The sequence below is a fragment of the Nitrococcus sp. genome, assembly GCF_059432795.1.
In genome coordinates, this window is sequence record NZ_JBXWZQ010000163.1 from 1 (window position 1) to 12419 (window position 12419).

Annotated in this window: 9 protein-coding genes, 1 tRNA gene and 1 pseudogene; 1 reads left to right on the forward strand and 10 read right to left on the reverse strand. The window is 59.8% G+C overall.

What is annotated here, in order from left to right; genetic code table 11:
• Positions 1-126 precede the first annotated feature (126 nt).
• Positions 127-2166: a phage/plasmid primase, P4 family gene (locus AC52Q4_RS11655; protein WP_495536968.1), complete on the forward strand. Its 2040-nt coding sequence runs from the start codon at positions 127-129 to the stop codon at positions 2164-2166.
• Between the two features lie 550 nt (positions 2167-2716).
• On the opposite strand, the pseudogene AC52Q4_RS11660 reads toward AC52Q4_RS11655, so the two are convergent.
• From AC52Q4_RS11660 to thpR, 10 genes and pseudogenes are all read right to left on the reverse strand, one after another.
• Positions 2717-3019, reverse strand: a pseudogene (locus AC52Q4_RS11660) (transposase); the annotation flags it as partial.
• Positions 3020-3135: 116 nt separating this feature from the next.
• The gene (locus AC52Q4_RS11665) at positions 3136-3927 is read right to left on the reverse strand and encodes an SAM-dependent methyltransferase (RefSeq protein WP_495536969.1); all 792 of its coding nucleotides are present in this window, start codon (positions 3925-3927) and stop codon (positions 3136-3138) included.
• Positions 3928-4467: 540 nt separating this feature from the next.
• The gene (locus AC52Q4_RS11670) at positions 4468-4917 is read right to left on the reverse strand and encodes a terminase small subunit-like protein (protein WP_495536970.1); all 450 of its coding nucleotides are present in this window, start codon (positions 4915-4917) and stop codon (positions 4468-4470) included.
• Between the two features lie 142 nt (positions 4918-5059).
• Positions 5060-5149: transfer RNA gene (locus AC52Q4_RS11675), tRNA-Ser, on the reverse strand.
• 377 nt (positions 5150-5526) lie between these two features.
• Positions 5527-5736, reverse strand: a complete 210-nt coding sequence (gene csrA, locus AC52Q4_RS11680) for a carbon storage regulator CsrA (protein WP_495536971.1) — start codon at positions 5734-5736, stop codon at positions 5527-5529.
• Between the two features lie 316 nt (positions 5737-6052).
• Positions 6053-7315 carry an aspartate kinase gene (locus AC52Q4_RS11685; RefSeq protein WP_495536972.1) on the reverse strand — a complete coding sequence of 421 codons (1263 nt, stop codon included), beginning with the start codon at positions 7313-7315 and terminating at the stop codon, positions 6053-6055.
• Positions 7316-7356: 41 nt separating this feature from the next.
• The gene (gene alaS, locus AC52Q4_RS11690) at positions 7357-9972 is read right to left on the reverse strand and encodes an alanine--tRNA ligase (RefSeq protein ID WP_495536973.1); all 2616 of its coding nucleotides are present in this window, start codon (positions 9970-9972) and stop codon (positions 7357-7359) included.
• A 17-nt stretch (positions 9973-9989) separates the two neighbouring features.
• Positions 9990-10475 carry a regulatory protein RecX gene (locus AC52Q4_RS11695; protein WP_495536974.1) on the reverse strand — a complete coding sequence of 162 codons (486 nt, stop codon included), beginning with the start codon at positions 10473-10475 and terminating at the stop codon, positions 9990-9992.
• 2 nt (positions 10476-10477) lie between these two features.
• Entirely contained in the window at positions 10478-11530 is a 1053-nt protein-coding gene (gene recA, locus AC52Q4_RS11700; RefSeq protein ID WP_495536976.1) for a recombinase RecA, read from the reverse strand.
• 59 nt (positions 11531-11589) lie between these two features.
• Complete coding sequence (gene thpR, locus AC52Q4_RS11705; RefSeq protein ID WP_495536975.1) at positions 11590-12195, reverse strand: RNA 2',3'-cyclic phosphodiesterase; 606 nt, start codon at positions 12193-12195, stop codon at positions 11590-11592.
• Positions 12196-12419: the final 224 nt, after the last annotated feature.

A 12419-nucleotide genomic window follows, 5' to 3' on the forward strand; every position in this document is an offset into this window, starting at 1 on the left:
TTGGGTGGAGAACTGCTGCGTCCAGTCGAAATAGCTCATGGTGGGCTGTTGCATGGCGTAAGCCTCCATTAGCGAGCCGTCTATCAGCTTCGACAACGCAAGCTGCGTTAAGTTGAGAGGCAATTAGTGGAATCAAGCCCCGGCCGCGGGCATGCGTACTGGATCGTGAATGGTCTGTCGCTCGATCAGTTCGCGGGCGTTCAAAAAGCGATCATTGCGCGGTTTGATGGTGATAAATCGGTTCACGACCTGCCCCGCGTGATGCGGCTGCCGGGGTTCATTCATCGGAAGGTAAAAGCCGACGGTAGCACCAAAGGCCCGTTCCTCTCCCGGATTATCGAGCTATCGGACGCGGCACCGTACAGCGCTGAGCGGATTCTTACCGAGTTCCCGCCCAATGCCGACGCAGGGGGCCGCCGCGATGGCGCGCCCGCCCAGCCAACCGCGGTCACGACGCACAACGCCGCCGAGCCACTCAACCTGTCACTGGGCGAAATGCAGCGACCGCTCCAGGACGTGGCCGGGGCGGGTTATGAGGACTGGCTGCGAGTCGGGATGGCGCTTCACCACGAGACTGCCGGCGACCTTGTTGGGTTATTTGTTTGGGATGAATGGTCGCGCTCCCGACCTAAGTACCCCGGCACCGCCGAACTAGAGCGCAAGTGGAGTACCTTCAGACCCAACGCCGCCCGCCCGGTGACAATGCGTACGGTGATTAAGGAGGCGAACGAGATCCGGCGCAAGGCGGAGGCCGCGGCCGATTTCCAGCCGGGGGCGGTCGGCCCCGCCCGTAAGTTCACCGAGTTTGGGAACGCTGACCGCCTCTTGGATCGGTCTGGTTCCAATTTGATGTTCGTGCCCGAGCTGGGCACGTGGTTCCAGTGGTCCAATACGAACTGGTTCGAAGCCCCGGCCGGGCTGGTGGAATGGCTCGCTCAGCTGACCGTGCGCGCCCTGCCGGACGAGTTGCGCGACGACACCCCGGACGAGGCGCGTTCAGCGTTGCTCAAATTCGCGGCGCAGAGCCAGAAGGCGAGCATGGTCGGGAGCATGGTCAAACTCGCTAGCTTCGACCCGAAAGTATGCGTACCCGCGGCGGCACTGGACAAGGAGCCGCATATCCTGGGCGTCGGCAACGGGGCGGTCGATCTGCGCACCGGCGAGCTGCTAGTGCCGGATCGTGAGCGGCGCATCACCATCGCGACGGGTACGCCATATGACCCAGACGCCCCCGCGCTACTGTTTGAGGAAACCGTTGGCGAAGCCTTTTACGGCGACGTGGAGACGATCGCGTTCTTTCAGCGACTTATGGGCTATGCGTTGCTCAGCCAGCCCCGCGAGGACCTCCTCGTCATCCCCTTTGGATCCGGCGCGAATGGCAAGAGCACAATCTTGGGCGCGATCGCTGACACCCTCGGACCCCACCTCAAGGGCGCGGACGCCGGTACCTTCCTCGATGCAGCCGGCGGCGGCAGTGGTGGTCCACGTGAAGACTTATTGCGCCTGCGGGGCGCCCGCCTGGTGTGGATAAATGAGCCAGACGAAGGTTCGGTGCTGCGCGAGGGCCTTGTAAAAGGGGTGACCGGCGGAGATCCGGTAACGGCCCGCGCGCCCTATGCACGCGCCTCGATTGAATTTGTGCCCAGCTTTGTGCCGATCTTATGCACTAACCATAAGCCTATTATCCGGGGCAATGACCACGGCATTTGGCGACGCATCATGCTCATCCCGTTTCGACGGCGTTTCGATAAAGACAGTGATGTGACAGCCGACGCTGCTCGCGGCCAGAAGCTCAAGGCCGAGTTGCCGGGAATACTGCGCTGGTGCGTTAACGGCGCGTTGGCCTACCAGCGCCACGGGCTACAACCTCCGACGGAGGTAATAGCCGCCAGCGCCGAATACCGCGACGACATGGACCTATTAACCGATTGGCTAGCCGATTGTTGCGAGATCGGCCCGCAGTGCGTCGCGTCGATGAACCAGCTGTGGCGCAGCTGGGAAAATTGGGCGCTTACTAACGGTGAGCTGCGCCTAATCCCGAATCGCAAGGTACTGGGTCGCAGGCTCGCTAATCGGTTTTCCTCAATTCGTGACAGTCACGGACTCAGGGGCCGAGGATTCAAGGGCGTCGCGGTACGTAATAGCTGGGATAACAACAGGGAATAGTTGTTGCGCTCTACTTCCACTTGGGGCGTTTGCGTCGTTTGCGACGTTTTTAATACTTTTTCAAAAAGTCCCATGGAAAAAATATATAAAAGTCTTTTATATTGGCCTCAAAACGTCGCAAACGTCGCAAACCATGGAGGATGAGATGGTAATAGACGCTACGAGACAAACCCATTAACTAAAATAGTACGCTACTAACTAAATATAGCGTGGAGACTAACTAGTGCTTATTTAGTTACACATATTAGTCCGTGTTGCCTGTAACCAACAAAATTAGTTGGAGGAAGCATGAGCGATGCAATTGCGGAATTCGGCCTCGACCCTGAAACCAACAGACGCACGTATCAAGCGGCGGACGTCGCAATAGTGGAGGCGAGGCGGCACCGGACACTCGACCAGGTGATGGCAACCGCCTCTCGGGAAGCGGCGACTGCTCATGAAAGCGGGCACGCTGTCATATTAGCGACTGAAGGAATCCCCGTAAAATCCGTCCGTATTCACAGGGGGCGCCACTTGCCCCGCTGCTGGAGTGGAGACGTAAGCTTCCCCGTCAAGGCGACAGTTCAAAAGTAGAGTTCCCGGCGATTTGTTGTCGAGCCTCAAGGGGCGTGCGGTCGCCAAGGGAATCATGTGGGCGCTCCTCGTTGTACTCCAGCATCCACCAATAGGTTGCCTCGCGCACGTCCTCCAAAGAAGCGAACAGATACTGGTCCAATAATTCTTCTCGGAAGGTGCGGTTGAAGCGCTCGATGTAGGCGATTTAATTCGGCTTGCCAGGCTGGATGTACTGAATGGCCATGCCGGCTTTTTGAGCCCAGCGGGCAAAGCTCTCCCCCAGGAACTCCGGACCGTTACCTATCGCGCCAGCGGGGAAGCTTACGCGACCTGTTCCGCCAGCACAACGACAAGGGGCGGCACTGGGCCGCCCCCTGCATTAGTTAACGCGATAACCCCTTCCGCGTCAGGCGATCAAGCTACGTTAACTTCGTCGTGGCGCATGCGCGTGCCGACCGATTCCAGGTACTCTTTATTCCTTCTAACATAAATAGCTCTGTCACCTTCGGCAACGAGCGCTCCCCAGAAATTGGAATGCTCGAATAGACGAGCATATTTAGGATCCAGGTACAAAATATATATAGGCCGTGGATTCTCTTTTATGGAGCGTTCTAAGTTGGCTACCACCTGCTGCAAAATAGTCTCCGAGAAAGGGTTGTAGAAATAGCAAACTAGTGGATACTCCGGCGGGACAAAGTGAGATGCGTTACCGCACACCGAGCTGACCTGAGTACAGCGCTGTGCCGGATTATTGTAACTTGCGATGTTAGTTTTTGCTATCTGATGAAGCTCTAGCGAGAATTCAACTCCAAGGATCCGCTGGAAAGGATAATTGGAGGCCAAACAAAGAACCCGCCCCTTACCTGATCCGTAATCTACAAAAACAAAACGGCTGAAATCGATATCCAATGACCCAATCATTTCAGTCACACAATCAACGTCGGAAGGCTGATAGCGCACTCCATGACGTGCGAGTCCGATCGGTACATCCAAATCGCCCATCTCTCTAACCCGGCGAGTCTTTATACCAAACTGTCGGTCAAACCTAGCCTCCTCTCGCTTAGCACGAAGCTCCGCTGGACTAAACGATTGTGCAGCATATTTTAGGTTAATTGCTCCAAGCTGAATCAGCTCTCGGGGGCCACGCCCCATAGACGCGCGCGCGATACGCTTCACCACCCCCAGTGGCCTGAGCAAACCATTCATACTTTTTCCCCCTCACGAAATAACCCGACTTAGCCACGTCGAGCTAATAATCCGGCGTGACATTCTTATGCGTTTAAATAACGCTCAGTGGGGGGAGGCTGCATACATAGTGCCAACTCTTGCCACGCGCACTGTTTTACCCGCATGGCAGGGGCATATGTCCATTGTTAGGCGGGAGCCACAGTTGTTATGCGGGCTTGGCGTAAAGGGATTTAACGCTCGAAGCGCTTGGCAGGCAGGTTATGCGGTAACATTCATCCGTAATACCCCCCCCATATAGCCCGGTGATAACCTAGCCACCGTGCCGCGCTCGGGATCGTCGATCAGTCTCTCCAGCATTTCGGGCTGAATCAGCCAATGGGGAACGGAGATCACCGCGAGTCTTTGAAATGCCTGTGATGGTAGCTCATGGTTTGGGCCACCTGTCGGCTTGCATCTCGCAACACAGCGCTGATGCGGTGTACGGCGGGCCCCTACCGGATAACAGGCGATTGTTGCGCTCTAGGGTAATGGGCGTCCCGCACTACGCGCGCACGCGGGTCATTCCGTCTCGTCTGCTTCAAGCGTTACCCTCGGACGAATCCGGAACTGGGCGACGCGGCGCTGACCGGCTTCGATCGCTGCGCGCAAGTCTATACCCCCGGATACCTCATGGCGCATTACGTCGCCGTAGCGTTTCGGCGCGAGCTTGCTCAAATACCAACGGCGAGCATCAAACCGGAGTCGGTCGCGGATAGGGCACCCGGTGCTGTTCTCCCCATCGGCAATCGCGATCACCTCATCGGCCATTGCATCAAGCGCTAGGTTCCGTGCTTCGTCATATCTGGCCTTGAAGCCGTGCTTGTCCTGCAGCGCCCACAGTCTCACGGAAGATTCATCCGGCACTCCCGGATCGCGGCATATCTTGCGCAGGGATTCGCCCCGAGACAGCCGCTCAAGAATGCGCTCCGCTAGCTCCGGGCTGTATCCGATCGTTTGCTTACGCGGCATGATGACGAACTCCGTGGCTGCACCGGGTCATCATACGCTAAGGGAGCATCCGTCCTCAGCCCCCCTACCATTTTCTAGTTGTGGGCCTGCATGTGGGCCTAAACAGAAATTCCGCTTTAAGTATTTGTTTTTAACATCTATATGGCGGAGAGAGAGGGATTCGAACCCTCGATGGGCGTTAGCCCATACTCCCTTAGCAGGGGAGCGCCTTCAGCCACTCGGCCATCTCTCCGGTATTCGTACTCAAATTCTGGCAACGCCATGCGGTTTACGGAAACTCACTCCGTGGGGGAAGCGCGTTGCTGTAGACTTCCCACCGTTGTCCGCTGGTGGTCGCCGCCTCGCGGCGCCTCCAACCGCTGTGTTTGGCTGTATCTGTCTTATGAGTTGCCGGGCCGCCTCCGCGGAGATGCCCCCGATCACCAGCGCCAAGCTCGCATCCGAGTCACCCATTTTGCTGGTACTCACTGGCGATAACCTCATGGAGGATCGCCAATCATTCATTAAGTCCACCCCCCTTGGGGAACCTATTGAATCCACGCTCCACGGCGTCGTTGCAGGATACGAGAAAAGCAGCATACGCGTAAACCCACATGCCGTGGAGCCGTCTTACTCCACCTCTTCGTTCCCGTCGCCGGATTCGGGCTTCTCCCGCTGCTCGCGCTGTATCCGGTCATAGATTTCCTCACGATGAACCGACACATTCTTGGGCGCGTTCACACCGATACGAACCTGATTGCCTTTCACGCCCAATACGGTCACGGTCACATCGTCGCCGATCATCAAAGTCTCACCAACTCGTCGAGTGAGAATGAGCATTTTTCAACTCCTCTCCTTGTTTTCTAATCCGCCCGGCTCCTGCCCGCAACGCCATGGCGCTTCCTGCGTCCTCACATCGCCGACAGCGTTTCCTTCGACATGCTCTCTACTCGCACGATGGCCGGAGCTCCCGACCATGTCCCGGAGGGCGGATCATCGACGCTACCGGCTCGGAGATCGACGTGAAACCAAGCTGTGCGGGTCGATCGGACGTCAACCACACCCCAACCTTCGAACCTAAACAAGCCAAGTGAAAAACAGTTAGTCTTTCTACAAAAGGAAATGAATCGTGAGCCCCTCACCATCGCTAGGACCGTCAACCCATCTCCGCGCCTTCCACTTTCACCGCGCGCCCTTCCTTGTCATCGAGATCAAAAGCTCTATGTAGCGCACGGGTACCGAGCTCCAGATACTTGTCGTCGACGACGACGGAGATCTTTATTTCGGAGGTGGAGATCATCTGGATATTGATCCCCTCATCCGCCAGCGCAGTGAACATCCGACTGGCGACCGCGGCATGCGAACGCATCCCGACGCCTACCAGCGAGAGCTTGACGATATTCGTATCCCCGAACACCTCGCGAGCGCCGAGCTCCCGGGCGTGCTTTTGGATGAGCTCAAGGGCTTTTTCGTATTCGTTGCGATGAATGGTAAACGTAAAGTCCGTCAAACCCTCCTTGCTGATGTTCTGAACAATCATGTCGACGTTGATATTAGCAGCGGAGACCGGGCCGAGGATTTGAGCGGCAATTCCCGGGCGGTCCGGCACGCCGAGGATGGTAAGCTTCGCCTCGTCCCGATTAAACGCAATACCGGAGATCAGCGGTTCTTCCATACCCTCCACCTCATAAGTAATGAGCGTGCCGGGGCCTTCCTCGAACGAGGAAAGCACGCGCAGCGGTACCCGGTATTTTCCGGCAAACTCAACGGCGCGGATCTGCAGCACCTTGGAGCCGAGGCTGGCCATTTCCAGCATCTCCTCGAAGGTGATCTGGTCCAAGCGCCGGGCGTTGGGCACCACGCGCGGATCTGTTGTATAGACCCCGTCCACGTCGGTAAAGATCTGACACTCGCCCGCGCCCAGCGCAGCGGCAAGCGCCACAGCCGTGGTATCGGAGCCGCCGCGACCGAGCGTAGTGATCGCGCCCGTCTCGTCAACACCCTGGAAGCCGGCCACGACAACAATGCGCCCCAGCTGCAAATCCTCGACAATATGCTCCTCGTCGATACCCAGGATGCGCGCCTTGCTGTGAGCACTATCGGTCAGAATACGTACCTGAGCGCCGGTATAGCAGCGAGCGGCCACTCCCAGGCGCTCGAGCGCCATCGTCATCAAGGCGATCGTCACCTGCTCGCCGGTCGAGAGCAGCATATCGAGTTCGCGCGGCGTCGGAGATTGTGAATGCGAGACCTCGTAGGCAAGCGTGAGCAACCGGTCCGTCTCCCCCTTCATCGCCGAGAGAACGATCACGACGTCGTTACCCGCGTTGCGCGTGGCGGCCGCCTTGCGGGCAACATGCTCGATGCGCGCAATGGTCGCTACCGAGCTGCCACCGTATTTTTGAACGATAAGCGCCATGCCTTGTTCATTCTCTCCTTGCTGCGCCCGAGCCGGGCAGGCTAAGGCTCGGCTCTAGCCAAACGCTCGTGCACCCATGCCGCAACCGATTCGAGTGCCTGCTCGAGGTGGGAGGGATCGCTCCCCCCGGCCTGCGCGAAGTCGGCCCTCCCACCGCCGCGTCCGCCAACTTGGGAAGCCACTGCATTGATGAGATCCCCGGCCTTGACACGGTCGGTGTAGTCCCTCGTCACCCCTCCGACCAGGCGCACCTTGTCGCCGTCCACGCTCGCCAGGACGACCACGGCACTGCCGAGCTTCTGCTTGAGCTGATCCAACGTATCGCGCAGCGAACGGTTGTCCCCGCCTTCAACCCTAGTCGCCAAGACATTGACTCCGTCGATCATGACGGCCTGTTCCACGAGGTCGCTGCCGGCCTGGCTGGCGAGCTTCTGCTGCAGGCGCGCCGACTCCCTTTCCAGCTGGCGGCCACGCTCGATCTGCTGCTCGAGACGCAGCTCAATATTGTCGCTGCTGCAGCGCAGCAATTCACCCGCTCGAGCGAGCTGCCGGGACACCGACGCCGCCCACGCCACAGCAGCCTCGCCGGTGATCGCTTCAATGCGGCGAATTCCGGCCGAAACGCCGGTTTCAGAGACGATCTTGAAGAAACCAATATCGCCGGTGCGGCGTACGTGGGTCCCGCCGCATAGCTCCGTTGAGAAGTCGCCAAACCGCATCACGCGCACCGTATCGGCATACTTCTCGCCGAATAGTGCCACCGCGCCGAAATCCATCGCCTCGTCGTAGCTCATGTAGCGCACGTCTGCCGCGTCATTTGCGCGGATCCACTCGTTGACCAGCCGCTCGACTTCCTCGATCTGCTCGCGTCCCAGGGGCTCGAAATGCGTGAAATCGAAACGCAGACGATCCGCAGCGACCAATGAGCCTTTCTGCTTGGCGTGATCGCCGAGCAGCTTGCGCAACGCGGCGTGCAACAAATGGGTGGCGGAATGGTTGAGCACGGTGGCCTGGCGCAATGCGATGTCGACACGCGCGCCCACCTTGCAGCCCTCATTGAGGCAGCCACGGTGCAACACACCAACGTGCCCGAAGGCGGCGCCGTATTTGATTGTATCCCGGACCTCGAACTCCACGCCGGGCGCCACCAACCACCCCCGGTCACCCACCTGCCCGCCGGATTCGGCATAGAAAGGCGTTCGATCCAGCAGCACCATGCCCTCCTGACCCGATTCCAACCGAAGCTGCCGCGTGCCCTGGGCATAGAGCGCGGTGACTGTACCCTGATCGCGCAAATGATCGTAGCCAGTGAATTCGGTCTGGCCCTCGAAGTCAGCCGCCGCCGCGTATTCAGCCTTGAAGGCGTTTGCCGACCGGGCGCGCTCACGCTGCACCGTCATGGCCTGCTCGAAACCGGTCACATCGAGCTCGAGGCCGCGCTCGCGCGCGATGTCGCCCGTCAAATCCACCGGGAAGCCGTATGTGTCGTAGAGCTTGAAGACGGTGTCGCCGGGTATGGTCTTGCCTTTCAAGTGTCGCAAATCCGCCTCGAGCAGCTTCAAGCCCTGCTCCAGGGTCTCGCGGAATCGCTCCTCTTCCTGCTTGAGTACGCGCTCGGCCTGCGCTCGCCCCTCCGCGAGCACCGGATAAGCCGCACCCATCTCCTCCACCAGCGCCGGCACCAGGCGGTAAAAGAACGGCTCCTCGATGCCCAGCTTGTAGCCGTGGCGAACGGCGCGGCGAATGATTCGGCGTAAAACATAGCCGCGTCCCTCGTTCGCGGGGAAAACCCCGTCGACGATCAGAAAAGCGCAAGCACGAATATGGTCCGCGATCACGCGCAGCGAGCTGTTGCTCGAATCGCCGGTACCGGCAACCCGCGCCGCCGCCTGAACGAGATGCCGAAACAGATCGATCTCGTAATTGTTGTGCACGCCCTGAACGACGGCGGCGATGCGCTCGAGCCCCATGCCGGTGTCGACGCAGGGCTTGGGCAGCGCCGAGAGCTCTCCGTGCTCGTCGCGATCGTACTGCATGAACACGAGGTTCCAGATCTCGACAAAGCGATCGCCGTCCGCCTGCTCCGAGCCGGGCGGACCGCCGGCAATCTCCGCGCCATGGTCGTAGAAGATCTCCGAGCAAGGTCCGCACGGCCCGGTATCCCCCATGGCCCAGAAATTGTCGTGCGCCCCGATGCGCGAAAACTGCCCGGGCGACACCCCGATCTCTTCGAGCCAGATATTGGCCGCCTCGTCATCCTGCTCGAATACCGTCACCCATAAGCGCTGCGGGGGTAGCTTCAAGACCTCGGTGAGGAAACTCCAGGCATACTGAATGGCCTCGCGCTTGAAGTAGTCGCCAAAGCTGAAGTTGCCCAACATCTCGAAGAAAGTGTGATGACGAGCCGTATAGCCCACGTTCTCCAGATCGTTGTGCTTGCCTCCGGCGCGCACGCAGCGCTGCGCGCTGGCCGCGCGGCTCTGCACGCGCCGCTCGCGTCCGAGAAACACCTCCTTGAACTGCACCATTCCGGCATTGGTGAACAGCAGCGTCGGATCGTTCGCCGGCACCAGGGGGCTGCTAGGCACGATCTCATGGCCGTTTGCACGAAAATAATCGAGAAACGCCTGCCGGATTTGCGCGCTTGTATTTGCCATGCCTATGTCGTGCTGCTTTACTCTACTGGTGCGCGAACCATCGTCCGCGCCCCGTTGTCTTGAAATAACTTACGGATCTGCTCGCGGGTGAAGCCCCGGTTCAAGAGCCACCGGAAACGGCGTTCCCGCTCTTTGCGGGAGGCGGCCGAAGCGTCTCCGAAGCGCTTGGCGCACGTTCGCTGCGCCAATTGCGACCACTCGGCCTCACTCCATTGTAGATGGGAATCGGCGAGTGCCTCGTCGACACCGCGGTGCCGCAGCTCGGCACGTATCCGCAACGGCCCGTAGCCACGACTACGCCGGTCCTCGACGAGCGCCGCGGCATAACGCGCATCGCTCAGCCAGCCTTCCCGGGCGAGCTGCGCGACCAATTCCTCCACCAAGCCGGACGCATAGCCGCGCCCTCGCAGCTTGTGCGCGAGCTCGCAGGCCGAATGCTCGCGTCGGCTCAGCACGCGCAGCGCACACGCCCGCGCGGCGAGCCGCATCTGCTCATCGCCCATGTTCAGGCCTCGATCGGGGATTCCCGCGCACTTTCCGCACTGGCGTCCTGAGTGGCGGAGGCCGGCTTGCCGAGCAGCTGCTCTCGCAGTTTGCTCTCGATCTCAGCGAATATCTCCGGATGTGCCTTGAGGAAGTTGCGGGCGTTGTCTTTGCCCTGCCCGATCCGCTCCCCGCCGTAGCTGTACCAAGCACCGGCCTTCTCTATGAGGCCCTGTTTGACGCCGAGCTCGATGAGCTCGCCCGGGCGCGATATTCCCTCGCCGTAGAGAATTTCGAACTCCGCCTGCTTGAACGGCGGAGCCATTTTGTTCTTCACCACCTTCACCCGGGTCTCGTTGCCGATGACCTCATCGCCCTTCTTGATCGCGCCGATCCGGCGGATATCGAGGCGCACCGAAGAATAGAACTTGAGCGCATTGCCGCCTGTCGTGGTCTCCGGATTGCCGAACATCACGCCGATCTTCATTCGAATCTGGTTGATGAAAATAACGAGGCTGTGGGAACGCTTGATGTTCGCGGTAAGCTTGCGTAGCGCCTGCGACATCAGCCGCGCTTGCAGGCCGACATGGGAATCGCCCATCTCGCCTTCGATCTCGGCCTTCGGTGTCAGGGCGGCAACCGAGTCAACGACGATGATGTCCACGGCACCGGAGCGCACCAGCATATCGGTGACCTCCAATGCCTGCTCACCCGTATCGGGCTGAGAGAGGAGCAGCTCGTCGACATCAACCCCGAGCTTCTGGGCGTAGTCGGGATCCAGCGCATGCTCGGCGTCGACGAACGCCGCCGTGCCCCCGGCTCTTTGAGCTTCGGCGACTGCCTGCAGCGTCAACGTCGTCTTGCCCGACGATTCGGGACCGTAGACCTCCACAACCCGGCCTCTCGGCAGGCCGCCGATACCCAAAGCAATGTCCAGACTGAGGGAGCCGGTGGAGATGACGGGAACGTCACGCACCGCGCGCACGTCACCCATGCGCATCACGGTGCCCTTGCCGAATTGCTTCTCGATTTGCCCGAGTGCGATGCTCAGCGCTTTCTTGCGGTTCTCGTCCATTCCCATCCCCTGCGGTCGCTGGATGCCGTCGTCGTCCTGAGACAATGGCAAATGATTAATTATTTCATATTCCCAGGGGACGTCCCACCCCCGCTAGGCGGCCAACCCCTTGTGTTTCGAGGCTGTAGCGGCCATTCACACAAAATCTGGTAATGAGCCCCGGCCAGTTCCAGACGTGAGCGGATCAAGCTGATCCGCTCGATTGACCAGACGACCGGTGAGACGTTGTGAAAAGCATGCGGCGCCGAGCGTCGCGCAATGGTCATGTGTGGGGCAAAACGCCGGCCGGGAACCGAAAAGCCCGCCTCGCGCAGTTTCTGTATGAGTTCCTGGTTAAGGCGTCCCAGCATCGCCGGCGCATGGCTGGGCGCGATCCAGGAGATGCGTTGCCGTGGCCAACAACCGATGCGGTCCAAGTCGAGGGAAAACGCCGCCACCTCCAGATTCGCACCGAGACTCCGCACCCGCAGCATCGCCTCGCCCGCCACGTCGCCTAAAAACGCCAACGTCACATGCAGGTTCTTGGGCGGTATCAGGCGTCCATCAGGCACCCACTGCCGTGCCAGCCCCGCAACGGCGCCGCGAACCGCCGCATCGGGCCATAACGCCAGGAACAGACGTTGAGTCTCACCCTTCGAGTCATCGGCGAGCATGAAACCAGCCAACCCGTCGCGCCCGTCACATCCTCAATGCCGCGAGCCTAGCACGGAACCGCACCCGCGCCATCGCGCCACGGCACTTCCAATCGTCGGTGGGAAAGCCCCCTAGCTGTGACTTCTCAGTAGGTTGTTCACTCGGGGCTTACCCGGAAGAATGGAGGTGCAAACCAAACCCAACCTCCGAGGGCCCCGAATGAACACTCACAAAAATGCCCGATTGACGGTGCATG

Bases quoted from the DNA above. Each gene is read 5' to 3' on its own strand.
- AC52Q4_RS11665 (WP_495536969.1), bottom strand. From the start codon at position 3,927: ATGAATGGTTTGCTCAGGCCACTGGGGGTGGTGAAGCGTATCGCGCGC.
- AC52Q4_RS11670 (WP_495536970.1), bottom strand. From the start codon at position 4,917: ATGCCGCGTAAGCAAACGATCGGATACAGCCCGGAGCTAGCGGAGCGC.
- csrA (WP_495536971.1), bottom strand. From the start codon at position 5,736: ATGCTCATTCTCACTCGACGAGTTGGTGAGACTTTGATGATCGGCGAC.
- AC52Q4_RS11685 (WP_495536972.1), bottom strand. From the start codon at position 7,315: ATGGCGCTTATCGTTCAAAAATACGGTGGCAGCTCGGTAGCGACCATT.
- alaS (WP_495536973.1), bottom strand. From the start codon at position 9,972: ATGGCAAATACAAGCGCGCAAATCCGGCAGGCGTTTCTCGATTATTTT.
- AC52Q4_RS11695 (WP_495536974.1), bottom strand. From the start codon at position 10,475: ATGGGCGATGAGCAGATGCGGCTCGCCGCGCGGGCGTGTGCGCTGCGC.
- recA (WP_495536976.1), bottom strand. From the start codon at position 11,530: ATGGACGAGAACCGCAAGAAAGCGCTGAGCATCGCACTCGGGCAAATC.